This is a genomic window from Streptosporangium sp. G12, assembly GCF_052983175.1.
In genome coordinates this window covers 1-22,842 of record NZ_JBRIQO010000051.1, presented here as the reverse complement: position 1 = coordinate 22,842, position 22,842 = coordinate 1, and the positions used below count along the sequence as shown (strand labels likewise).

21 protein-coding genes are annotated in these 22,842 nt (G+C 70.4%); 7 read left to right on the top strand and 14 right to left on the bottom strand.

Annotated features, from left to right (window positions below; translation table 11 throughout):
- Position 1: 1 nt before the first annotated feature.
- Both ACVCAG_RS44100 and ACVCAG_RS44095 read right to left on the bottom strand, forming a co-directional pair.
- Positions 2 to 2,722 carry a LuxR C-terminal-related transcriptional regulator gene (locus ACVCAG_RS44100; RefSeq protein ID WP_440089602.1) on the bottom strand — a complete coding sequence of 907 codons (2,721 nt, stop codon included), beginning with the start codon at positions 2,720 to 2,722 and terminating at the stop codon, positions 2 to 4.
- A gap of 46 nt (positions 2,723 to 2,768) precedes the next feature.
- Positions 2,769 to 3,038, bottom strand: coding sequence for an alpha/beta fold hydrolase (locus tag ACVCAG_RS44095; RefSeq protein WP_440089600.1), 270 nt, complete (start codon positions 3,036 to 3,038; stop codon positions 2,769 to 2,771).
- A gap of 119 nt (positions 3,039 to 3,157) precedes the next feature.
- Here ACVCAG_RS44095 and ACVCAG_RS44090 point away from each other — a divergent pair, with 119 nt between their 5' ends.
- On the top strand, positions 3,158 to 3,859 hold the full coding sequence (locus ACVCAG_RS44090; RefSeq protein ID WP_440089599.1) for a TetR family transcriptional regulator: 702 nt from the start codon (positions 3,158 to 3,160) through the stop codon (positions 3,857 to 3,859).
- Between the two features lie 711 nt (positions 3,860 to 4,570).
- Here the strand turns inward: ACVCAG_RS44090 and ACVCAG_RS44085 are convergent.
- Both ACVCAG_RS44085 and ACVCAG_RS44080 read right to left on the bottom strand, forming a co-directional pair.
- A complete protein-coding gene (locus ACVCAG_RS44085; RefSeq protein ID WP_440089598.1) occupies positions 4,571 to 5,551 on the bottom strand; it encodes an alpha/beta hydrolase fold domain-containing protein in 981 nt (326 codons plus the stop codon).
- Positions 5,548 to 6,444: an NAD-dependent epimerase/dehydratase family protein gene (locus ACVCAG_RS44080; protein WP_440089597.1), complete on the bottom strand. Its 897-nt coding sequence runs from the start codon at positions 6,442 to 6,444 to the stop codon at positions 5,548 to 5,550. Before ACVCAG_RS44080 ends, ACVCAG_RS44085 begins: the two co-directional genes overlap by 4 nt.
- A gap of 162 nt (positions 6,445 to 6,606) precedes the next feature.
- On the opposite strand from ACVCAG_RS44080, the gene ACVCAG_RS44075 reads away from it, so the two are divergent.
- Positions 6,607 to 7,179 carry an SbtR family transcriptional regulator gene (locus tag ACVCAG_RS44075; protein ID WP_440089595.1) on the top strand — a complete coding sequence of 191 codons (573 nt, stop codon included), beginning with the start codon at positions 6,607 to 6,609 and terminating at the stop codon, positions 7,177 to 7,179.
- Between the two features lie 176 nt (positions 7,180 to 7,355).
- Here ACVCAG_RS44075 and ACVCAG_RS44070 read toward each other — a convergent pair whose 3' ends face one another.
- From ACVCAG_RS44070 to ACVCAG_RS44045, 6 genes are all read right to left on the bottom strand, one after another.
- A complete protein-coding gene (locus ACVCAG_RS44070; protein WP_440089594.1) occupies positions 7,356 to 7,868 on the bottom strand; it encodes a hypothetical protein in 513 nt (170 codons plus the stop codon).
- Complete coding sequence (locus ACVCAG_RS44065) at positions 7,865 to 8,365, bottom strand: recombinase family protein (protein ID WP_440089593.1); 501 nt, start codon at positions 8,363 to 8,365, stop codon at positions 7,865 to 7,867. The genes ACVCAG_RS44070 and ACVCAG_RS44065 overlap by 4 nt, the downstream gene beginning before the upstream one ends.
- A gap of 213 nt (positions 8,366 to 8,578) precedes the next feature.
- On the bottom strand, positions 8,579 to 9,199 hold the full coding sequence (gene wrbA, locus ACVCAG_RS44060) for an NAD(P)H:quinone oxidoreductase (protein ID WP_440089591.1): 621 nt from the start codon (positions 9,197 to 9,199) through the stop codon (positions 8,579 to 8,581).
- A 75-nt stretch (positions 9,200 to 9,274) separates the two neighbouring features.
- Positions 9,275 to 9,571: a hypothetical protein gene (locus tag ACVCAG_RS44055; RefSeq protein ID WP_440089590.1), complete on the bottom strand. Its 297-nt coding sequence runs from the start codon at positions 9,569 to 9,571 to the stop codon at positions 9,275 to 9,277.
- A gap of 719 nt (positions 9,572 to 10,290) precedes the next feature.
- Entirely contained in the window at positions 10,291 to 10,869 is a 579-nt protein-coding gene (locus ACVCAG_RS44050; RefSeq protein ID WP_440089589.1) for an SbtR family transcriptional regulator, read from the bottom strand.
- 85 nt (positions 10,870 to 10,954) lie between these two features.
- Positions 10,955 to 12,982 carry a BTAD domain-containing putative transcriptional regulator gene (locus tag ACVCAG_RS44045; protein WP_440089588.1) on the bottom strand — a complete coding sequence of 676 codons (2,028 nt, stop codon included), beginning with the start codon at positions 12,980 to 12,982 and terminating at the stop codon, positions 10,955 to 10,957.
- A gap of 117 nt (positions 12,983 to 13,099) precedes the next feature.
- Here ACVCAG_RS44045 and ACVCAG_RS44040 point away from each other — a divergent pair, with 117 nt between their 5' ends.
- Positions 13,100 to 13,996: an alpha/beta fold hydrolase gene (locus ACVCAG_RS44040; protein ID WP_440089586.1), complete on the top strand. Its 897-nt coding sequence runs from the start codon at positions 13,100 to 13,102 to the stop codon at positions 13,994 to 13,996.
- A 209-nt stretch (positions 13,997 to 14,205) separates the two neighbouring features.
- Complete coding sequence (locus ACVCAG_RS44035) at positions 14,206 to 14,655, top strand: MerR family transcriptional regulator (RefSeq protein WP_440089584.1); 450 nt, start codon at positions 14,206 to 14,208, stop codon at positions 14,653 to 14,655.
- Between the two features lie 30 nt (positions 14,656 to 14,685).
- Here ACVCAG_RS44035 and ACVCAG_RS44030 read toward each other — a convergent pair whose 3' ends face one another.
- The 3 genes from ACVCAG_RS44030 to ACVCAG_RS44020 form a co-directional block, all read right to left on the bottom strand.
- The gene (locus ACVCAG_RS44030; protein ID WP_440089582.1) at positions 14,686 to 15,096 is read right to left on the bottom strand and encodes a VOC family protein; all 411 of its coding nucleotides are present in this window, start codon (positions 15,094 to 15,096) and stop codon (positions 14,686 to 14,688) included.
- Positions 15,097 to 15,327: 231 nt separating this feature from the next.
- The gene (locus tag ACVCAG_RS44025; RefSeq protein WP_440066792.1) at positions 15,328 to 16,065 is read right to left on the bottom strand and encodes a TSUP family transporter; all 738 of its coding nucleotides are present in this window, start codon (positions 16,063 to 16,065) and stop codon (positions 15,328 to 15,330) included.
- 117 nt (positions 16,066 to 16,182) lie between these two features.
- A complete protein-coding gene (locus tag ACVCAG_RS44020; RefSeq protein ID WP_440089581.1) occupies positions 16,183 to 17,328 on the bottom strand; it encodes a TetR family transcriptional regulator in 1,146 nt (381 codons plus the stop codon).
- Between the two features lie 103 nt (positions 17,329 to 17,431).
- Between ACVCAG_RS44020 and ACVCAG_RS44015 the strand changes: the two genes are divergently transcribed.
- The 3 genes from ACVCAG_RS44015 (at position 17,432) to ACVCAG_RS44005 (ending at position 21,106) form a co-directional block, all read left to right on the top strand.
- Positions 17,432 to 18,676, top strand: coding sequence for a cytochrome P450 (locus tag ACVCAG_RS44015; RefSeq protein ID WP_440089579.1), 1,245 nt, complete (start codon positions 17,432 to 17,434; stop codon positions 18,674 to 18,676).
- A 49-nt stretch (positions 18,677 to 18,725) separates the two neighbouring features.
- Positions 18,726 to 20,012 carry an ATP-dependent Clp protease ATP-binding subunit ClpX gene (gene clpX, locus ACVCAG_RS44010; RefSeq protein ID WP_440089576.1) on the top strand — a complete coding sequence of 429 codons (1,287 nt, stop codon included), beginning with the start codon at positions 18,726 to 18,728 and terminating at the stop codon, positions 20,010 to 20,012.
- A gap of 509 nt (positions 20,013 to 20,521) precedes the next feature.
- Positions 20,522 to 21,106, top strand: coding sequence for a dihydrofolate reductase family protein (locus tag ACVCAG_RS44005; protein WP_440089574.1), 585 nt, complete (start codon positions 20,522 to 20,524; stop codon positions 21,104 to 21,106).
- Between the two features lie 317 nt (positions 21,107 to 21,423).
- On the opposite strand, the gene ACVCAG_RS44000 is transcribed toward ACVCAG_RS44005, so the two are convergent.
- Positions 21,424 to 22,431 (bottom strand): RNA polymerase subunit sigma-70, encoded by a 1,008-nt coding sequence (locus ACVCAG_RS44000; RefSeq protein ID WP_447191564.1) that lies wholly within the window; start codon positions 22,429 to 22,431, stop codon positions 21,424 to 21,426.
- Positions 22,432 to 22,842: the final 411 nt, after the last annotated feature.

Sequence of the window (22,842 nt, the reverse complement as noted above, 5' to 3'; positions counted from 1 at the left end):
CCTACGCCAGCTCCAGCCTGGCCAGCTCGGCGCGAGAGGCCACCCCCAGCTTGGGGAAGACCTTGTACAGATGGGAGGCGACGGTGCGGGGGCTCAGGAACAGCCGCGCGCCGATCTCGCGGTTGGACGCCCCGGTAACGGCCAGCCGTACCACCTGCAGCTCCTGCGGAGTCAGCACGGCCAGTGGATCTGCGGCCTGCAAGCGGTCCGGAAGGCTGAGCCCGGTCGCGCGCATCTCGGTGGCGGCACGGGCAGCCCAAGGAGTGGCGCCCAGCTGGCCGAAGGCCTCCATGGCAGCCTGGAGCTGGGCGCGTGCCTCGGCTCGCCGCCTGTTGCGGCGCAGCCACTCGCCATAGACCAGGCGGGTACGTGCCTCGTCGAAGGGCTGCCTGTCCTGGGCGTGCAGGGCCAGGGCCCGTTCGTACAGCGCCCCGGCCGCGCTGTCGGGGCTCAGCAGCGCACGCGCCCGCTGGAGGAGGGCGAGCGGTGCGGTCCGGCCCGTCGCCTCCGCGGAGGCGGCCAAGCTGTGGAGCAGGCCCTGGGCACGCTGTCGCTTTCCTACGCGGACAGCGGCCTCGATGTAGTCGGGCCAGGAATACCGCCACAGGAAGGCATGGCTGGTGGGACCGCTCATCGCCCGGTCCACCCGGTCAAGCATCGCTTCGTAGCGGCCCAGCCCGAGGTCGAGGATCGCACGGGCACACTCCCCCCAACCTGCTCCGGGCATCCACCTACGGTGGTCGGCGTCACGGATCGCCTGCTCGGCCATCGCCTCGCACTCCTCCTGCGCCCCGGCGACCGCCGACAGCCAGGCGTGGATGCCCGCCAGGTAGCCGCGCCACATCGGCTGGCCGACATCGGAAGCCAGGACCAGACCCGTGGTCACCGTGGCCCGCGCGGCGGGATGCCGGCCGCCGAGCACCTCGGCGATGGCCAGGATCACCATGGCCTGGGGCAAGCGCCCCAGCCGTCCCTCCGCCCGGCATTCCTCGACGAGCGCGGTGGGGGCGTCGAGCATGCCAGCGATGTCCTGGCCGACGATGCCTTGAAACACCTGAAGGCAGCGCAGCTCGTAGGGGATGTGGTCGTCCCGTCCCGTCCTGCCGGACAGAAGCGTGGGGGTGGCGTCGCCCTCCAGGACCCGGCGGAAGGAGTGGTTGACGGTGCGCACCGCCTCCACCGGTCCCTCGCCGTCCGGGCACAGTTCCTCGGTACGGCGGGCCAGGGTGAGCTGGTCGGGGTGGGTGGCACTGGCCCAGGTGTAGTAGCCCGCCATGGCCAGCAGCGACAACTTGCCGGGCAGGTCGTCGGTCGCCTCGGCCCCGTGGTGCAGCAGCCGTACTCCATCCAGCGGTCGGCCCGCCTCGACCTCCAGCTTGGCGCGCACGTAGGCGAGTTCCGCCTGGGCCGAACCTGCCAGCGTGACCGTCTCGGCCCGGTGCCGCGCCCTGGCCACCAGCTCGCCCGCGCGCTGCCACAGGCCCGCCTCGATCGCGGCTTGGGCGGCGGCGGTCCAGCGGCGCACGGCCCGGCCCGGGTCGGGCGACAGCTCGGCCGCGCGGGTGTAAGCCGCCGACACCGCCGCCTGCCCGCCGCGGCGCAGCGCGCGCAGCGCCAGGTTCTCCAGTTCCCCGGCCACCTCCTCGTCGGGCTGCAGAGTGAGAGCGGCCCGGTGCCAGGCGCGCCGGTCGTCGTCGGCGGTCTCGGCCAGCGCCCGGTGGGCGGCCATCCGGTCACCGATGTCGCAGGCCAGCAGTACCGCCGTACGCACCAGCGGATGATGGAAGGCAACGCCCTCCGGCCCCACCCGGACCAGACCCGCGCGCTCGGCTTCAGCGAAGTCGACCAGCGAGGCCCCGAGCCGGCCGACCGCGCGTGCCAGCACCTCCAACCCGCCGTGGTGGTCCAACGCCGCCACCAACAGGCACGAGCGGGTCGCGGCGGCAAACGCCGAGACGCGGTCGCGGAAGCCCATCAGCACCCGGTCCGTCACCGGCTGCGCCGTACCGGCGACGAAGGCCAGCGGAGCCATGGGCCCCTTACGCTGCTCAGGGGGGAGCATCCGGGGCAGCTCGATCAGCGCTAGCGGGTTGCCCCCGGCCTCGGCCACCAGCTGGTCGCGCACGGTGGGCGGCAGATCCGCCGCCTGCTCGGCGAGGAGGTTGCCTGCCGCCTCGGCATCCAGCTCCCGCAGCCGCAACTCGGGCAGCCCCTGGGCGGGGAACCCGCCGTCCCGCACATCCTCGTCCCGCGCGGCGAACAGAACGGCGACGGGCTCGGCATGCAGACGACGCGCGGCGAACAGCAGAGCGTCGGCCGACTCGCCGTCCAACCACTGCGCGTCGTCGACCAAGCAGAGCACCGGGTCCGCGGCCGACAACTCCACCAGCAGGTTGAGCGTCGCGAGCCCGACCAGGAAACGGTCGCCTCGGGTGGTGCCGCCGAGGCCGAGCGCACCGCGCAGCGCCTCCGCCTGTTGGCGCGGCAGCACCTCGACGTGATCGAGGACGGGACGCAGCAGTACGTGCAGCGCGGCGAAGGGCAGATCAGCCTCGGACTCGACACCGGACACCCTTAACACCTGCGCCTGCGCTCCAGCCGCAGCACACTCCAGTAGGGCCGACTTGCCGATGCCCGCCTCGCCGCGCACGACCAGTGCGCCGCACCCGCCTTCGACCAACTCGGCAATGACAGATTGCTCCGCTTGACGTCCGTGCAGCATGGTTCTCCCAAGAATGCAGGTGCGCGATGTCACCCGCGACAAAAGCTCACATTGCCGCAAATGTCCGGCGATAGAAGTCGATCTGCTCGGTGACCACCCGATTCCGGAAGCTGAGGTCGGTGTAGAAGGTGAAGTGGCTGCCGGGGTAGATGCGCAGTTCGCCTTGCGGCGCACGGTCGGCCAGGACCCTGGTGGTCTCCAGCGGCGTCTCCCGGTCGTCGGCGGCGACGCAGACCAGCAGAGGGCAGGTCAGCCGCGCGGCGGCGTCGGCGGGCCGGTAGCGCATCATCTGCAGCAGCCCTCTGGTAGCCAGCACACCGGACGCCGGCGGCAGTGAAGGACACCTTGGTCCGCATGCAGATCATCCCCACAGCAATAAACTGACTTCCGGTAAGCACCTTAGCGAAAAAACTGACCACAGGTAAGTGAGATCGAATGACATTCGAGCGGATATTGGAGGCGGCGCGCGTCCTGTTCGCCGCCCGCGGCTACCGTGCCACCTCCATGCAGGCCATCGCCGACGAGGTGGGCATCACCAAGGCCGCCCTCTACTACCACTTCGACTCCAAGGAGGAGATCCTCCGCCGGCTCACCATTCCACTGCTGGACGAATTGGAGGCGGTGCTGGCCGCGGCCGAGTCCTGCGACAGTGCCGAGGAGGTGCGGTGGCGGGCGATCGAAGGCTACGTCGATGTGCACCTGCGCCACCGCCATACGCTCACCATGCTGGTCAAGGACATGACACTGCTGGTGCAGGCGCCGATCGCGGACCGTTTCCGCACCGCGATCGCCCTGGCCAACGAGCTGGTGGCCGGGCCGGCCAGCGAGATCGAGCAGCGGGTGCGCGCCTGCCAGGTGGTCGCTGGGCTGGCCGACCCGGTGCTGCTTTTCCGCGACGCGCCGCCGGAAAAGCTGCGAAGCCTGATCCTGGACGGCGCCCGGGCGCTGCTGGGCGAGCCGGCCGCCCACCGGGCCCGCGGCCGCGCCCGGGGACGGAATGGCGGACGGCGCGCCCTCCTCACCGAGGAGCAGATCGCCCAGGTGCGCTCCCTGTACGCCGAAGGCCGCAGCGGCGAGGAGATAGCTGCCCGTTTCGACGTCTCCAGGGCGACCATCTACCGCCATCTCAAAATCTAAATATAGTGAGACTTGATTTTGAGACGGAGTTGGATCTGCGGAATGCGAGGTGCCACGCTGGATCAGGCGGTACGGCCTCCGGGGAGGATTGGTGCAGGAATTAGCGATAGGAAGTTGATCTTCATCTCGGTTCGGTGACGGGGCACGTTTGGCCTGGTTGGGGGGCTGACGGTCCTGGGCCATGCCCTTCGGCTGTCACCAATCCAGTACGACCACATCAACTTCCTGGGCCGCTACGCCTTCACCCGCGCCGACCTGGCCATCGGCTTGCGCCCCTTTTGCGACGGTGTCCCCGAGGAGGGACCCGAAGAAGGGTGAACAAAGGGTCCGCCGGCCCGATCCTGCTGCCAGGCCGGCCGCCCGGAGCGGGCGCGGACTTGCCGACGACGTCGCGTGGCCTTGGCCACCTCACCTGGCACGGTGCGGTGCTGGGGCGCGCCGCCCGCTTTGAGATCGACTTATGTTAATCGGCTGCCGATCGTCGCAGGACGAAGTCACCGGTGAGCACTCTGTCGAGAAATTCCTCCAGGGCAGGCCGTCGACGGGCTGCCGGCTCTCCGCAGCGAAGATCTGCTCGTTCAAAACCCCTAGCTCGTCCATGCCTCGATCGTGAGCCAGCTCTGAGGCACGGAGGGGTTGACATAAGGCTCCTAAGCGTTAGTGAACAACGTGGCCTGCGGAAACGTACGAGATCGCGTCATCACGCCGGATTTATCCGTCATGTTCGAGCTGAATCTCCCGCCCTGCGCGGGGGCTTGGTGGCCCTTTCCACCGCATTCCGGCCGCACCCCTGGTGGGATCCGAGTTGGGCCGGCCGGGCCGCTCGGTACGCGCGCCTCGCAGAAGGGCAATGACGTCTCCGGCCGTCCGACGGCCCTCCGGGATCGGCATGATCGGCCAGTCATGGATCATTCCCTCGCCGATGTGCAGGTGAAGATCGGTTCCGGCCATGTTTTCGCTCCGGTCCCGGAGCAGGACGGCGTCGGGGAAGAGGACGTCGCGAGTCCCGGCGTACACGTGGACGAGTCCGAGGTGGTCCAGGTGGCCGTTCAGAGGACTGGTCTGAGGGTTTGAAGGGTCGGCTGGGGCTGCCCAGCGGACCGCGAGAACTCGGATGTGCTCGAGATTCAGCAACGGGTCATGTGGTGCGATGTCGGCGATCTTCGGATTGGTGAAGGTCAGGTCGAGGGCAGGTGAGATGAGAACGGTGATATCCGGGCGCTCGCCTTGCGGGGTCAGGGCCTGGAGCACGGACAAAGCGATGTTCGCGCCCGCTGAATCGCCGATCAGAGCGGTCGGTCCCTGTTTCTGGACGTGCTGAAACAGGCCCTGCATGACCGGAAGGACGTCGGCGTGGGTAGCGGCGGGCAGGCGCGGGTAGAGGGGCAGGGCGACTTCGCAGCCGGATTCAACGGCGATCCGGGCGGCGAGGCGCCAGTGCTGCGTGGTGATGGGGGCGGCCCAGGCGCCGCCGTGGATGTAGAGGGCGTAGTGCTTCACCGGATTGACGGGCGTCAGCCGATAGACCGGCCAGCCTTCGAACTCTTCCCGCCGGACCGTGACACCCGGCAGGCGCGGCGGGGACGGGTTAGCCACTTCGGTAAGGAAACGGCTGGGCTTGAACTGGCGCTTCTTCACTCCTGTTATACGCAGCAGACCGACAATGGCGTGGCTGGCCAGGCTGGGGCTCACGGGTTCACAACCTGGTAGGAGCCGGAGCGCACGTCGTCCAGTAGGGCGGGACCGCTCGTGCTCCACCCGAACGTCTCGTGCGCCTTCCGGGAGGGTGTGCGCGCCGAGGATTGAAGCAGCGCGGCCATCGGCCCCATGGCGCTCTCGGCCTGTTCGGCGGTGATCGAGGTCGCGGTGGTTCCGGTCAGATCCGCGATCGCCTCGGCAAGTTCGCGGAATGTGAACTGCTGCGGTCCGGACGCGTTGTAGATTCCCGCCACCGGATGCTCCAGGGCCCTCAGGTACAGGCGGGCGAGATCGTCCGCGTGCACCGGGGTCCACTCGTTGTCGCCGGAGCCGATGTAGGTGGCAGCGCCCGAGCGGGTCGCGGCGCCGATCAGATTGGTCAGCAGCAGGGTGCCGCCTCGACCGTAGACCAGACTCGCGCGGATGATGATGCCGTTCAGGCCCGCCGCCTCGCGCACCAAGCGCTCGCCGACGAGCTTGGACGGCAGCAGACCCGGTTCCGGCAGTTCTGCGTCTTCGTCGCGGGAATGGGCAGGGTCGAGCCCGTAGACCAGGTTCGTGCTGGTGTAGATGAACGGTTTGCCAGTACCCGCCTTACCCGCCCCACGGGTCAGCGCCTCCACAGCAGCGGCTTCCGCCGTGACCGCATCATCGCCGCCGGCATAGTCGACTGCGGTGTGCACCACGGCATCGGCTTGTGTTGCTGCCCTTTCCAGGAGAGCGGTGTCGGTCAGGCTGCCGAGCAGAGGACGCGCGCCCGCCTGGGTCGCTTTCGCTGCTGATTCCGGGGACCGGGTCAGCGCCACTACTTCGTGGCCTGCTGCGAGGAAGTGTTCGACGAGCACCGAGCCCAAGTAGCCGGTGCCCCCGGTGATGAGGATCTTCATGTTCTCTCCAGACCCAAAGGGGCAGTGAAACGGATGGATCATCCGGTTGCCTTACCCTAACACTAAACGGATGAGTCATCCGCTTCACTGCCTGAGTCGACCGTCCGGAGGCTCCGGACCCAGGCGGGGCAAGTGGAGCTGCTATCCGTTTATGTTGGAGAAGTGACCGCTCCCCGGCTCCGTAAGGACGCAGCACGCAACCGTCAGCGAATCATCGAGATCGGCCGGAAGCTGGTCGCGGACGGCACCCCGATTCAGCTGAACGAGGTGGCCCGCGCGGCCGGCGTTGGCGTCGCCACGGTATACCGGCACTTCCCAACGCCTCAGGCGTTGATCGAGGCAGTGGCGGTGGACGGACTGGAGGCGCTGATCCAGGCCGCCGAACGGGCCGTGGAGCAGGACGACCCTTGGACGGCCTTTCGCGATTTCCTGGTCAGGATCGTAGACGCGCAACTAAGTGACGCCGCCCTGTCCCCCGTACTGTCCGCACCCACGGCCGCCCTACCTGGCACAGCGCATCTACTCGATCAGTTGTCCTCGCTGTTCACTCAACTATTCGAACGGGCCGGGGCCGCAGGGCGGCTGGCGCCCGGCATCACGCTCGCCGACATGACGCCATTGATCTGTGGAATCGCCTTCTCGGCCAGGATGCATCCAGCCATCGATCCGCAGAAGCAAGCCGCAGTCGGCCACCACTATCTCGATGTTGTACTGAACGGGCTGCGGGCCCGCTGAGCGCCTCGCACAGGACGGTCTCCAGAGGAGGATCAGCTGGATTTCGGTGCTACACGTATGCCTGAGGGGCTTGCATTCGGTACCTGGGTACAGGTTTACCGTCGAGGATTGGCCCCATTTGTGTGAACGGCGAAGGGCCTGGCCTTGAGACCGGCATGAGTCGTTGATCATGGGGTCTAGCTGCGGATCTCCGTGTCCGGGTGAGGCTGGGCCTGGAGGCGTTCACGCAGGTCGATCTCCTCGGGGGTGAGCGGATCCCCGGGTCGGCGGATGCGGACGGGCTTGGGTCGCAGCGGCAGGCCGTCGTCCGTTGCGGAGTCCTCGGCTTCAGCCAATGCCCGGTAGAGCGAGGCGACCGAGGGGTGCTTGCCCGCGTTCTTCCCGGTCTTGATGACCAGCTTCTTGGCGATCTCCGGGACGGGGACGCCCTTGTCCTTGAGCGCGACGGCGAAGATGAGCATGTCGTCGTCGATGACCTTCGGCCGTCCGCCGTGGTTACCCTTGACCGCCGCGGTGACCTGGCCCTCCAAGGTCTTCTCCCGGATGTAGTTGCGTGCGATCTGCCCGGCGACGGCCAGGACGGCGAAGAACATGGCGCCCATGCCGTTGGGGTCGTAGAGGCCGGTGAGTGGGCCGGTGAGGAGTTCGAGCCGGATGCCGCCGGCCTGGAGATCGGCCGACAGGGTCATAGCTCGGCGGCGTTGCGCGCGAGGCGCTTGAGCTCGTGGACGGTGAAGATGACCGGCGTCTCGGGCGCGGCCTCCTTGAACTGGCGGGCCAGCGCGAGCGCCTTCTCCAGCTCGGGCCGGATCTTGATACGGGTGCTGATCTGCTCGGAGAAGACCTTGTGGCACTCCGCCCGATGGAGGGCTTCGAGTTGGCTGGCCAGTTCCTGGCGGGCGGTCGAGGTGCGGGCGTACCCGATGCGGATCGGCCGCTCGGTGCGGGGCGCGGGCACAACGGCGAGCGCGGGGCCCTGCTTCCACGCGCGGCCGGGGAGCCGGTCGGCGGGGACGGGGATCTCCAGGTGCTCGCGGAGCGCGGGGATGAGGACGAAGCGCGGGGTGTAGTACTTCGCGGCGGTCTTGCCGCCCCGGGTGCGGCAGGCGCTGCCGGCGGGCGCGTCACAGTTCGGGCAGTCGTGACGTTCCACCGCCAATGCGGCCTGATCGGGCGTGAGATCCATGGCGGCAGTCTCGTAGAAGTGCCTCGCACAACGTGTCGGTTTCGAGAGGACTTTTGCGAGCCGCGGCCTGCGGAAACGGGATCCCATCGAGGGCCCTGGCAGAACTCTCACAGATGTTCGTTTCTGCGAAGCTATGGACTTCCACCCAGCCCTCAACATCCGGGTCCGGTGCTCCCCGGAGGGACCGCTGGGGGCCTACCGCTAATTTCTGCACTAATCCTCCCCGGAGGCCGTACGGCCGGCCTTGAGCGTGGCCGCAATGTGGACGACGCGGCGGGCCTGGTGGCGGGCGGCCTCCAAGATCACCTCGGTGGGCGCCCCGGTGCCGGCCACGTGGGAGGTGCCGTAGGGGTTGCCCGACTGGAACTGGACGGGGTCGGTGTAGCCGGGAGGCACGATGACGCCGCCCCAGTGGTAGAAGGTGTTTCCCAGCGCCAGGATGGTGGATTCCTGCCCGCCGTGGGCGGTGTTGGAGGCGGTGAAGGCCGAGTACACCTTGCCTGCGAGTTTGCCCTGAAACCACAGCGGACCCGTGGTTTCGATGAAAGCCCTGAGCGGGCTGGCCGGGTTGCCGAAGCGGGTTGGGGTACCGAACAGCACCGCATCAGCCCACTCCAGGTCCTCATGGCCGGCCTCGGCCACATCAGCGGTGTCCTTCAGATGCTGGGCCCACTCTGGCCTGGCTCCGATCGCCTCCGGCGGCGCCAGTTCGGCGACCTTCCGCAGCCGCACCTGCGCGCCGGCCTTCTCAGCGCCCTCGGCGACGGCCCGCGCCAAGGCGTGCACGGTGCCGGTGGCGCTGTAGTAGATGATCGCGACGTTCACGGGTTCCACGATTGGTTTCCTTTCTGGTCGATCTCGATTGATACGACGGGGAGGCGCCGCGAAATGTGATGTGACACGCCGATCTCACCTTCGAAAGGCTGCCTCGACCGCCTGCTGAGACGAGGAAGACTGGTTGGCGATGTAGCCCTTGGGCCGGTATTTCTTGATGCCGCACCGGATCCAGCCGACGTGGGGTGCCCAGGTGCGCTGCCGGGCCCATGTGTCGGAGCGGCTGTAGCCGCCCCCGCTACCGTGGGAGATCTCGGAGCGGCCGTCCACACGGAGAGAGCCGGACTGGTATAGGCGGCTCTTGTCGTACTCCACGTGTGCGCTGGCCGCCGTGGCGGAGGCGAGCAGGCCGAGGAGAGTGGTGACGCCCACCAAGGCAGCGCGCGGTGACTTCTTCGTGAGTGGCTCCTGGGGAGACGATCTTGATCGTTGGATTGTTTGCACAGCTGATCATGAGGAAGCGGGACGAGGCCGAACTTGTCCGGCGTGACGATGACGGCCATCGCCGATCGTGGCCTTGTCGATGGTCCAGTCATCGTCGAATGCCTCGACCCGCCCGCTGACGACCGTCCCCGCAGGCTGCGGCACGGTCGCCTGCGCGGTGTTCCTCCCGTGACCAGTTGGCTGGTCATGACCGTATGGGTCGGCGGCTCCGGCCGAATCAGTCATGGTGACTGAAGCGTTCGCGGGCTCCCATCAGTTGGTTAGGTAGGGGGCTCAGCATCATGAACGGTAGAACGTGGAGATGTCCTTGGAACGGTGAGCGCGTGGGCGGCGGTTACCGTGAATCGGCGAATGGGGCTGGAGTTGGGCGTGGGCGGCAATGAAATGATGAGCCAGGTCTCAGCAACAGCGCGAAGGCCAGACGAGCGCCTTCCTGCTTCGCACTGACCAGACCGGCCTCATCGCTCAGCACAGTCCAGTGCTCGATGAGTTCGTCCATGCCAAGCGGCGGACGTTCCGTTCCCATAGATCCGCGCCGCGCTCTTCGGCACTACAGAAGGTCAGGCTAGGGATCTTCGAGGTTTGGCGGCCTATGACACGTTGGTCAACGGCACCCCAACCTCTGGGCCGGAAATTTCAGACCGTCGTCAACGCGGAGGGCGCAGACCCTCGAGGAGAACGTCGAGGTAGAGCTCCGCGTGCCTGGCGTCGTCGCCACCGGAGCGGACCGCGTGCTCGACGCCGCAGAGCAGGCGGCGGACGTCGTCCGCCTCGATGCCGTGGCGAATGGCCCCCGCGAGGCGAGCGCGGTCGAGCAGCTCCGTGACGGCACGGTCAAGCTCGGCCTTCATCGCCGAGGTCCGGGCATCGGCGTCGCTGGCGGATCCGAGCACCGCCGCGAACCCGGCATCGTCCAGCGCGCGTCCGAGAGCGAAACGCAGGAGGCGGTGCAGGCCCGCGAGCGAATCCTCGTCGGCCGCCGCGGCCTGCGCCTCACGGACCAGCTGCTGGAAGCTTTCCGCCAGCAGTGCTTCCAGCAACGCGTGCCGGTTGGGGAAATGCCGGTACACGGTCCCGACGCCCACTCCCGCGAGCCGGGCGATGGTGTTCAGCATGAGCGAGTCGTCACCCGCGGCCAGCTGCTCCCTGGCGACCTGCAACACCCGGGCGCGGTTGCGCGCGGCGTCCGCGCGCAACGCCGTCCCCCGCTCGACATTGGGTGTCACGGGCCCAGCCTAGGCCAATCTCGCCGAACGTCGCCCGGCCGGCCACCGCGCCGCGGGTGCCGCGGTTCCACAAGGCCGGGCCGGGTCACCGCGTCCGCCTGGAGCGGGCCGTGGCGTCGTGGCGGGCGAGGGCGCCGGCGAGGTCGCCGAGGTGCCGGGAGACCGGCCCCAGGGTGAGCAGGCCGCTGCCCGCCCCGGCCAGCTCCGCCGCGGCCGGGGCGAGCTCTTCGCGCGCGCGTTCCATCGTCTCCCGGTCGCCGACGGCGATCGCGGCCCGCGCGACGAGGCACCACAGGGCCTCGGACATCAGGTCGCGGGGCGGGTCGGGGACGTCGCGCAGCGCCTCGGCGGCCTCGGCGGGACGGTCCTGGGACAGCAGCACCAGGGGGCGGGTCCATGGCTCGTAGGGGCCCCAGTCGGTGACCCCGCCGGCGCACTCGCCGGTGTGCTCGTCGGCGGGGGCGGGCGACGCGTGCCGCAGGCGCAGGCACAGCAGCGCGAGCGGCAGCAGGCCGCCCTCCAGGCCGGGCATGCCGGCGCCGTCCAGCCGCGCGGCGGCGTCCCGGTAGGCCGCCGCGATCTCGGTCTCGGGTGCCCGCTCGGCCGCGGCGAGCCGCAGTGCCCGGTACCACCGGGTGAACACGCCCACCAGCGGCCGCTCGTGGCGCTCGGCCAGCCGGTCCGCGGCGGCCGCGTGCCGGTCGGCCTCGGTGAAGTCGGCGAGCGCGCCACGGGCCTGGACGCGGATGAGATGCCCGAGAATCCGGAAGGCCACCAGATCGTGCCGGGTGGACAGGGCGACCAGCTCGGCGCCGATCTCGTCCCTGCGCGGAGCCAGGCCCGTACGGTGGAAGGTCTGCATGAACACGCCGTTGAGGGCGAACGCCAGCAGCGCGGGATCGTCCAGGCGGCGGGCGATCTCCTCGGCCTCGCGGGCGGCCTGGGGCCCGCGCGCCGAGCGGGTGCCGCGCGACTCCACGGCGATCGTGGCCAGCAGGCCGGCCCGCGCCGCCTCGTGCGCGCCGGGCGGGATGCCGGCCAGGGCACGTTCGGACGCCGCCACGACACGCGCCGCCTGTTCGGGGTCGTCCGAACGGGTCCAGATCGCCGGGACGTCGTAGGCGCCGATCACCCGGGCGGTCAGTTCCACGTCGTCCAGTTCCTCGGCGGCGGCGATGGCCGCCAGGCGGTGCCGGCGAGCCGCCTCCAGCCCGGCGCCTCCGGTCACCGCGAGGCTGCGCAGCAGGCCCACCGCCGACTCCAGCCGGGCGCGGGGACCGGAGGTCACGGTGCGGTCGTAGACGGCGGCGGTCTGCGCCCACACCCGGGCCGCCGCCCCGCCAGGCCCGGACGCGAGGTCGAGGTGGTCGGCGTGGTGGAGGATGTCGGTCTCCAGGCGGCGGAGGGGCGGGCCCGGATCCACTCCCAGCTGCTGGACCAGCGTCGTTCGTGCCCGGCGCAGCACGGCGAGCGCGTCGCCCTGGCGGCCGGCGCGGTACAGCGCGAGCGCCAGCAGCCGCCAGGCGTCCTCGCGCCAGGGGTGCTCGGTCACGTGCGCGTCCAGGTCCGGCACCGCCTCGGCGGCCAGGCCGAGGGCCAGCCGGATCTCGGCCTGGCGCTCGACGGCCTGCAGCCGCACCTCGGCCAGGCGGGCGCGTTCCGTGCGGGCCCAGGTCCGGTCGGCGAACTCGGCGTAGGCGGGCCCGCGCCACCACCCCAGCGCCTCGGCCAGCCGGGCGAGCCCGTCCTGGGGCGGCAGCGTCGCGGCGGCCGACACCGCGCGTTCGAAGCGCCAGGCGTCCACCGCGCCCGGCTCGGCGCGCAGCGCGTACCCCGGCCCCTCGGTGACCAGCAGCCGGGCCGGGGTCCGGGGCGGGCGCCCGGGCTCCAGCGCGCGGCGCAGCGCGGCCACGAAGGTGCGCACCGCGCCCACCGCGCCGGGAGGCGGATCGTCCCACAGGTCCTCGACCAGGCCGGTGACCGGGACGACGCGACGGCGGGCGATGATCAGCCGGGCCAGCACCTCGCGGTGCCGGGGCCCCTTGAGGGCGATCACGCCTGCGGTACCGTCCCAGGCCGTCACCGGCCCCAGCACCCCGAACGTGACCCGCACCCCTTGACCCGTCCCTTCCCGGGGCATTCCCCCTGGCCACGGTAGCGCGCTGACCGGATGCTCATTCACGCCCGGCAGGCTGAAGGCGTCCAACCACCTACGGAAAAGAGCGCGACCATGGCGCCTGCCATCACCGGATTCGACTACCGGCGCGTCCCCGTCGCCGACGGCGTGTCCCTGAACGCCGCCGTCGGGGGGACGGGCACTCCGATCGTGCTGCTGCACGGTTTCCCCCAGACCCACCTGATGTGGCGGCACGTCGCCGCCGACCTGGCGGCCGACCACACCGTGATCTGCCCCGACCTGCGCGGCTACGGCGCCAGCGACAAACCCGCCGAGACCGACGGCACCGCCTACGCCAAGCGGACCATGGCCGCCGACGTCGTCGCCCTGGCCCGCGCGCTGGGGCATGAGCGCTTCGCGCTGGCCGGGCACGACCGGGGAGCCCTGGTCGCCATCCGCGCCGGTCTCGACCATCCCGGGACGATCACCCACCTGGCCAGCCTCGACGTGCTGCCCACGCTGGACATGTGGGAGGTGATGCACGGCACCACCGCCGCCGTCGGCTTCCACCTGTACCTGATGGCCCAGCCTCCGGGCCTGCCCGAACAGATGATCGCCGCCAGTTCCGACGCCTTCTTCGGGTACTTCCTGGACATCTGGGCCAAGGACCCGCGGGCGATCCCCGCCGACGTCCGCGCCGCCTACCTGGAGGCCTGCCGCGCGGCGGTGCCCTCGATCGTGGCCGACTACCGCGCCTCCGCCGGTGTCGACGTCGCCCACGACCTGGCCGACCGGGACGCGGGCAACCGGCTGCGGATGCCGGTCACCGTGCTCCAGCAGGACTGGGGGGCCGCCCTCGGCTTCGATGCGGCGGCGCTGTGGAGCGCCTGGGCGTCCGATCTGCGGCACATCCCCGTCACCTTCGGCCACTTCATGGCGGAGGAGGCCCCCGCCGAGGTCGCCAGGGCCCTTCGGGACCTGCTCTCGCGCCGGACGACCGGCCCGCGGTGACCCGCCGTCCGGCGTGACTCACCGCCCCGGCGTGGCGGGGGCCGCCGGGATCGGTGTGGGCGGGGGAGCGAGGCGACCCGCGCCGGTCGCCTCACGCTCCCGCCCCGCGAAGGCGGGTGTCCCTCAAGGGACCGGTGCGCGGCCCTCCCGTCGCCTCCGTCGTGCCCGCGGCTTGACTCTCAGGTGACTCGAGGGTGCGGATTCGTCTCGTGAGTGACAGCGCGGAGTTCTACACGATCGGCCGGCTCGCTCGTCGTACCGGCCTGCCGGTGCACACGATCCGCTTCTGGTCCGACAGCGGCGTGGTGCCGCCCACCGGCCGTTCCGACGGCGGGTACCGCCTGTACGACGCGGCGGCCGTCGCCCGGATCGACGCCGGGCTCGACCTGCGACGGCTGGTGCTGGAGAGGGCGGGCCGGGCGCTGGCCGACGGGGTCACGCCGGAGTCGGCCGAGGGCTGGCGCGTCCTGGGCCGCATCATCGGGCCCCGGCTGCCGCCCGCCGAGCGCGCCGGGCTGCGCGATCGGCTCAGGATGCTCGCCGACGCACAGGTGGAGCGCTACTGGGAGCTGCTGGGCGTCCTCAACGGCCGCGAGCCGTCCCCCTCGGTCATCCCCGCCTTCGACTGGGTGATCACCGCACTGGGTGCCCACCGCTGAACCCTCCGCCCGAGGGGGACCGGCCGGAGGTCAGGTCTTCTCGATCGAGTGGAGGACATCCAGATAGTGGCGGTTGTACATGATGCCGAGGATGTTCCCGAAGGGGTCGATCACCGAGGCGCCGACGAATCCCTCGCCGAACTCCCGGGGCGGCTCGTGCTCCTTGGCGCCCATGGACAGCAGCCGGTCGAGGGAGGCGGGCACGTCGTCGACGTGCCAGTAGGTGACGACGCCGGCCGGGCCGGTCTCCGCGTCGCCGGCGAGTTCCCGCGCGTAATCGCTGTCGAGCAGGCCCAGCTCGTGCTGGTAGTCGCCGAACCGGAACTCGATATATCCGGGCTTGTCGAAGTACGGCTCGACACCGAGCAATTCGGTGTACCACTCCTTGGCCGCGGCCAGGTCGGCGGCGTGAAATCTGACGGTGGTAAGTCCTCGTAACATCGGTTCTCCTTTCGTCGCCGCGAATACTTGCCGAAGGAGGTAAACGAAAACATCACATGGTGCACGGATTTCGTTTTCTACAAACGCGAGCGAAGATCTTATCGGAGTAGAACCAACCCTTTTGTCGGAAATGATATGGATGCCTCCGGCGGGCACGCGGGCGCTCCTGCGCCGGACCCGGGGCCTGGCTCCCGCCACCGTCGATCCCGAAGGGGTGACCGGGGCGGGACGTCACAGCAGCAGGCGTACCGCGGCGAGCAGCGTGAGGCCCAGCGTGATCCGTTCGAAGAGCGTGCGGTCGATGCGGCCGATGACGGCGCGCCCGGTCGCGGCTCCGGCGAGGACCGCCGGGGCGCCCAGCGCGGCGAAGACGAGGGAGGTGGGGGTGATGAGGCCCAGCGCGACGCTGAACGGCACCTTGAAGGCGTTGATCGTCAGGAAGAACCAGGCGCTGGTGCCCAGGAAGCCCAGCATCGGCAGGCCCGCCGCCAGGAGGTAGACGGCCATGATGGGGCCGGCCGCGTTCGCCGTCATGGTGGCGAAGCCGGCGAAGACGCCCGCGAGGGCGGCCACCGGGCGGCGGTGGGCGAGCGAGTCCTCCGGCGCCCGGCGCCGGTTCCACAGGTGAACGGCGATGATCACCAGCAGGATCGCCCCGATGAGCCGTCTCATCTGCGCGTCGTCGACCCAGCGCACCACCACGGCCCCGGCGACCACGCCCAGGGCGACCCACGGGAACAGCCTGATCAGCCTCGGCCAGTCGGCGTGGCGCCGGTAGGAGGCCACGGCGACCAGGTCGCCGACGAGCAGGAGCGGCAGCAGCGTGCCGGTGGACTCCTTCGTCGGCAGCACGAGCGCGAACAGGGCGATCGCCACCGTCCCGGTACCGGAGACGCCGGTCTTGGAGAAGCCCACCAGGAACAGGGCGGCCAGCAGGATGACCCACTGGACGACGTCGAGGGAGGGCATCAGCCTCGCCGGAAGGAGGAAGGGGGAGAAAAGGTCACAGATGACCGTACATGATGCGTCAGCTGGCGAATCCCCTGGCCGGGGGCCCGAAGATCTCCGGCGGGCGCGCCGGCGGCCTCATCGTCCCGGGGCCGGTGTCGAGGTCCGCGCCGGCGCGGATCGCCCGCCGTCGCCCGCCACGGCCTCGCGCGGCGTCGAGGCGGCCGTGTGGCACGCGCCGCGGCCGTCGGCGCGCACGACGATCCGGCCCGCCTCGACGCGGACGGCGGCCTCGGTCGCGTCGCTGACGGCCAGGACACCGGCCGCCGCGGCCAGGGCGCCCGAGTCGTCGAACACCACCTGCAGGCGCGGCCACGCCGAGGGCGGGAACGCCTGGCGCAGGCAGCCGCAGAAGTCGGCGACGACCAGCCGTGCCAGCGGTGCCAGCTCCCCGGGGTCGCCGGTGACCAGGACGGCGGTGATCGCGGCACCCGCCGGTGCGGCCCGTACCGCCTCCTCGGCGGCCTCGAGCCGGTGCAGCCCGAGGATCGCCACCACGCCGTCGCCGCCGTCGCCGGTGAGCCGCGCGGGCTCGCCGCGTACCGCGTCCACCGCCGGTGGCGGGGACCACGCCTCGTCGGCGGGACGGGCCCGCGGGATCCACGGCGTGGACGGCCACCTGTCGTCGAGGTCGAGGCCGGCGAGCCGCTCGCAGGCGCCGACGATGGTGAAGGGATCGGTGAAGCCGGGGGCGGCGGCGGCCAGCTGGCTCGCGCCGTGCAGGGTCGTGAGCGTGGCCTCGGCCACGCGCATCAGGCGGCCGTCGGGGGTGACGGGCGGGCGCAGGCGCTCCAGGGCGAGCCCGAGCAGGATCGCGTTCAGCTTCGTCAGCTGCGCGAACGGCCGCCGGGTTTGCTCGTCGGCGAGGATCTCGGGCATCAGGTCCACGCCGATCCTGGCCAGGCCGTGCCGCTCGTCGGTGGTCAGGGGAAGCCGGGCCAGCCAGGCGCGGGCGAGCGCGCCGAGCGCCTCGCGGGGGGTGAGGCTCGGCTCCGGGTTCGGCGGCTCGGGGGCACGCCCGGCGAGGTCGGCCAGGACCGTGAAGTACAGGGCCCGCTTGCCGGGGAAGTTGGAGTAGACCGCGCCGCGAGTGAGCTCGGCGCGCTCGGCGATGGCGTCGATCTTCGCGTCGCGGAAGCCGCGCTCGGCGAACTCCTCCGCGGCCGCGGCCAGCACCCTGGCGCGGTTGCGCTCCTGCAACTGCGCCCTGCTGAGCCGGCTCATCGTCCTCCTCGTCACCGCGTTGCCGTTGATTCCGATCCAAGATACCGTGACCACTCAGATGACAGGATCATCTGTTTACATCATTTGAAACCCAGGAGGACCCATGACCGCTGCCGGCCAGGACGTGAACGGCGTCCCCGAGGTCCCCGAGGTCCCCGAGGTCCCCGAGATCCACCTCACCGACGCCGAGGTGCTGCGCGACCCCTTCGCCGCGTACGGGCGCGCCAGGGAGATCTCGCCGCTGGCGCGGCTGGTGGCCCCGGGCTTCGGCCCGATGCTGGCCCTCACCCGGTACGAGGACGTCAGGACGATGCTGAGCGATCCGCGCTTCGAGATCAACGCCGCCAGCTTCATGCGGCCCGACGTGCCCGAGGACTGCCTGCCCTACATGCGGACCATGAGCGAGATGGACGGGCCCGAGCACCTGCGGCTGCGCCGGCTGGTGTCGCCGGCGTTCAGCGCGCGCCGCGCCGCCGAGTTCCGGCCGCGGATCGAGCCCATCGTCGACGCCCTGCTCGACGGCCTGCCCGGCGTGGCCGAGCAGGACGAGCACGGCGTGGTGGACCTGCTCGGGCACTTCGCCCGGCCGCTGCCGATGGACGTCATCTGCGAGCTGGTCGGCATCCCCGGCGCCGACCGCCCGCGCTGGCGCGAGTACGGCGCCACCGTCGTGGGAGGCGGCGGCCAGAGGTTCGCCGAGGCCATCCCGGGCATCATGGAGGGCGCCAAAGCGGCGGTCGCGCGCCGGCGCGCCGAACCCGGCGACGACCTGCTGTCGGACCTCATCCGCGCCCAGGCCGACGACGGCGACCGGCTCAGCGACACCGAGCTGGTCACCATGGTCTGGCACCTGGTCATGGCGGGGCAGACACCCACGAACCTCATCGCCAACGCCGTGGAGGTCCTGCTCACCCACCCCGGCCACCTCGCCGCGCTGCGCCAGGACGCCGGGCTCATGCCGCGCGCCGTCGAGGAGCTGACGCGCTGGTGCGGCCCGACGCTGCTGTCGATTCCCCGCTACGCGCGCGAGGACGTCGAGCTCCACGGAACGCTGGTGCGCAAGGGCGAGCCCGTGACCGCCGCGATCGCCGCCGCCAACCGCGACCCGCGCGCGTTCGCCGATCCCGACCTGCTCGACCTGGGCCGGGCCACCGGCACGGCGGGACACCTCGGATTCGCCCACGGACCGCATTTCTGCCTCGGGGCCTCGCTGGCCCGCGTGCAGACCGAGGTCGCGCTCATGGCGCTGCTGCGCCGTTTTCCCGGCCTGGCCCTCGCCCCGGAGAACGCGGGACGCGCGCCCGACCCGGGCACCTGGCGCCTGGCGTCGCTGCTGGTGACCCTCTGAACGCTCCGGCCCCACCCGCCCGTACGACCCGTCGAGGAGACGTTTTCCCATGGCACGCACCGGTGAACGCGGCGACCTGCTGAGATGCACGTTCTGCGGGAAGAGCCAGAAGCAGGTCATGCGGCTCATCGCGGGTCCCGGCGGCGTCTACATCTGTGACGAGTGTGTCGAGCTGTGCAACGAGCTCATCGAGGAGGAGTTCGGGGAAACCCCCGGCTCTCCCGGAAGCGGGCTCGGGAAGCCGCCGAAGCCGCGGGAGATCCACGACTTCCTCGGGCAGTACGTCGTCGGGCAGGAGAGCGCCAAGAGATCCCTCGCGGTGGCGGTCTACAACCACTACAAGCGCGTGCGCGCGCAGGCGCGGCAGGCCCCGGGCGGGGAGCCGGTCGAGCTGGGCAAGTCCAACATCCTGCTGGTCGGCCCGACCGGATGCGGCAAGACCCACCTCGTCCAGACGCTCGCCCGGATGCTCGACGTCCCGTTCGCGATCGCCGACGCCACCGCCCTGACGGAGGCGGGCTACGTGGGCGAGGACGTCGAGAACATCCTGCTCAAGCTGATCCAGGCCGCCGACCACGACGTCAGGAGGGCCGAGACCGGCATCGTCTACATCGACGAGATCGACAAGATCGGCCGCAGGGGCGAGAACCCGTCGATCACCCGCGACGTCTCGGGCGAGGGCGTGCAGCAGGCCCTGCTGAAGATCCTGGAGGGCACGACCGCGAGCGTGCCGCCGCAGGGCGGCCGCAAGCACCCGCAGCAGGAGTTCATCCAGATCGACACCACCAACGTGCTGTTCATCGTCGGCGGCGCGTTCTCCGGCCTGGAGCAGATCATCGAGTCCAGGACCGGCCACGGCGGCGCCGGATTCGGCGCCCCGATCCGGGCCGGGCGAGAGCGGGACGTCCTCGCCCAGGTCATGCCCGAGGACCTGCTGAGGTTCGGGCTGATCCCCGAGCTGGTCGGCCGGCTTCCGGTGGTGGCGACCTTCCAGCCGCTGGACCGTACGGCGCTGGTGCGGATCCTCACCGAACCGCGCAACGCCCTGATCAAGCAGTACCGCAGGCTCTTCGAGATGGACGGCGTCGAGCTGGAGTTCACCGAGGAGGCCGTCGGCGCGATCGCCGACCAGGCGCTGCTGCGGCGCACCGGCGCCCGCGCGACCCGCGCGATCCTCGAGGAGATCCTGCTCAACGTGATGTACGAGGTACCGGGCCGCGAGGACGTGGCCCGCGTCGTGATCGACCGCGACACCGTGCTCGGCAACGTCAACCCGACGCTGGTGCCGCGCCGCCACCCCGATCGCGGACCCGAGCGCCGCGACAGGTCCGCCTGAGAGCCCCGGACCAGGCGGCCACGGCCCTCGACCGGCGTCGATCGACGGCACCATGGAAACCGCCGGTTCCGCACCTTCGGGGGAAATGACTGTCCCGTTGTTCCTCGACCCCAAACTTCGGCATCAAGCTGAATCCCAGCCTCGTCGCGCCGGTCTTGCCGGCCACCAACACCCAGTCGGCATCCAGCAGCGTCCACGCGCCGATCAGCTCTTCCGGCTCCCACTCACGATCGCGGTGGCGAACACCCGCCGCGGCTACGCGGTCCCGCCGGACCGAACGGTGCGCGACTTCGGCCTCCGGCGCGGTGAGAGGGCCCGGCGCTGTAGCCGTGTGACCAGGCGTTTGCGAGGGTGACATCGAGATCCGGTCGGTGATGCTCGAGCCCGCCGAGTACGCCGTGCTGAGTCCGGAACGCGAGGACTACCTGCGGACGCAGATCGCGCACCGATCAGGTTTCCGCGCCGCGCCCGTCTGTATGTGTGATATCGACTCACGAGAGGCTGGCACGATGCGGAAACTGATCTTCGGCATGAACGCGACCCTGGACGGCTACATCGCCGCGACCGGCGACGACCTCGGCTGGAGTGGGGGGGAGGGGCCGGACTCATCGCCGAGCGACGAGCTGTTCCAGTGGTGGTCCGACCGGGTGGACGCGACGGACCTGGCGCTGTACGGGCGCAAGCTATGGGAGGCGATGAGCTCCCACTGGCCGACCGCCGACAAGCAGCCGGGTGCCACACCGGCGGTGATCGAGTTCGCCGGCCGCTGGCGGGACATGCCGAAGGTGGTGTTCTCCTCTACGACCGGCACGGTCGACTGGAACACCCGTCTGGTCACCGGCGACGCGGTCACCGAGATCACCAGGCTCAAGGCCGACGACGGCGGCCCCATGGACATCGGCGGCGCCACACTCGCCGCGGCGGCCATGCGGGCCGGGCTGATCGACGAGTACGTGATCGTCACCCATCCGGTCCTGGTGGGCGGCGGCACGCCGTTCTTCACCGCCCTGGACAACTGGGTGAACCTGAACCTGGTGGAGACGCGGACGTTTCCCGGCGGCGTGGTGCTGACCCGATACGAGACGAGGCGATGAGCACGGGCCAAATGCTCGTCTCGTGAGGCCGGGTCGAAATCCTTCCTGGCGTGCTCACCGTGACCCTCGGCGATGAGGGAACCTTTTCCCGGCCCTTCCTCCCGTTCCGAGTGAGCTGTTGACCGACTCGCCGAAGATGAGGACGACGGCGTCGTCGATCATGACGATGTTCTTCGGATGCCCCGCCGGCAACGCCGGCGGGGCGGTGGTGTTCGAGTTGTCGCGTTGGTGTCCAGCTGGTCGGGGTGCTCATTCCGCGGTGACTTCGGTGACGGCGGCCCGCGCGCTGGACTCGTCGACGATGGGGACTCGTCCGATCACAGCGTCGCGGGCAGGCTCAGCCATGGTTTGTCGGTGGCGTCGAATCCGGTGAGCTCGGCGATCTTCCCGTCGACGATGTGCAGGACCGCGATGGTGAACAAACGGTATTCCGGGTCGCCGGGGGTGCGGAGGTACAGCACGGCGGCCGGCATGCGGTTGACCGTCGTGGCGATGCAGCGCCAGTCGTCGTAGCCGCGCTGGAAGAGCCCACCGGAGACCCAGCCGTCCACCGCGTCCTTGGCCGTGACGATCAAGGTGCCCGGCTCGGGCAGCATCGCGAAGCGCAGGTCGTCGCGCAGCAGGGCCATCAGCCCGTCGAGGTCGTTGCGCTCATGGGCGTCCATATACGACTTCACCACGCCGCGCTCGTCATCCGACAGCTCGTGCGTGGCAGGGCTCCGCCAGTCGAGGCGGCGGCCGGGCAGCTGCTCGCGCATCGTCACGCGCGCCCGCTGCAGTGCGCTGGTCACCGATGCGACGGTCAGCTCGAGGGCGCCGGCGGCCTTCGACGCCGGCCAGCCGAGGACGTCGCGCAGGATGAACACCGCCCGCTGCCGCGGCGGCAGGTGCTGGACGGTGACGATGAACGCCAGCTCGATCGTCTCCCGCGCCACCACCGATTCCTGCGGGTCCTCCGGGAGCATCCGGTCCGGGTAGGGCTGCAGGTAGCTCACTTCCGAGTCCGCGCCCGGCAGCTCGGCAGGCACGGGTGTGCGGTCGTTGCGCTTCTCCAGGAAGTCGAGGCAGGCGTTCGTCGCGATCCGGTACAGCCAGGTCCGCGGCGCAGAGTGGCCCTTGAACGACTCCCGCTTGTTCCACGCCCGCAGGAACGTCTCCTGCGTCATGTCCTGGGCGTCCTCGTAGTTCGCGAGCATCCGGTAGCAGTGCACCTGCAGCTCACGCCGGTAGCGCTCCGTGATGAGCGCGAACTGTGCTGCGTCATTTGAGCGGGCCGCCGCGATGAACGCGGCCTCGTCGTCGCCTAGCAGTCTGGCGTCGGTCATGGTCGTCAATCCTTCCGCGGGTGGCGAGGGGCTACCAGAACTGACGACGTGGCGGAGGATTTCTGAGCGGTGAGGCCGCTGACACCGGGCCGTTCGTCAGGCCGGATGGGTCGGGTCGATCCAGGGGACGTGTTCGGGCCGGGCACATCCTCGATGTCGAGGTGGGGTCCCCGTAGTACTGCGGAAAGATCGGGCGGATATGGCTGGTCTGGCTGATCCAGTGTAGGAATCGCCGGTGTGCGGGCCGGCGGCGATGCCTTCGGGATAGACCCGGTCACCAAGCACCTGCAGCGTGGATGCCCTGTCCTTCAGGGCGGGGAGGAAACGCGGAACAGTCGCGGATGAGGGTCTCCGGGTTTTGTCGGTGGGCTTCGGTAGGTTGATTGACGTGTCCCGCTTTCGGCTTCGGCC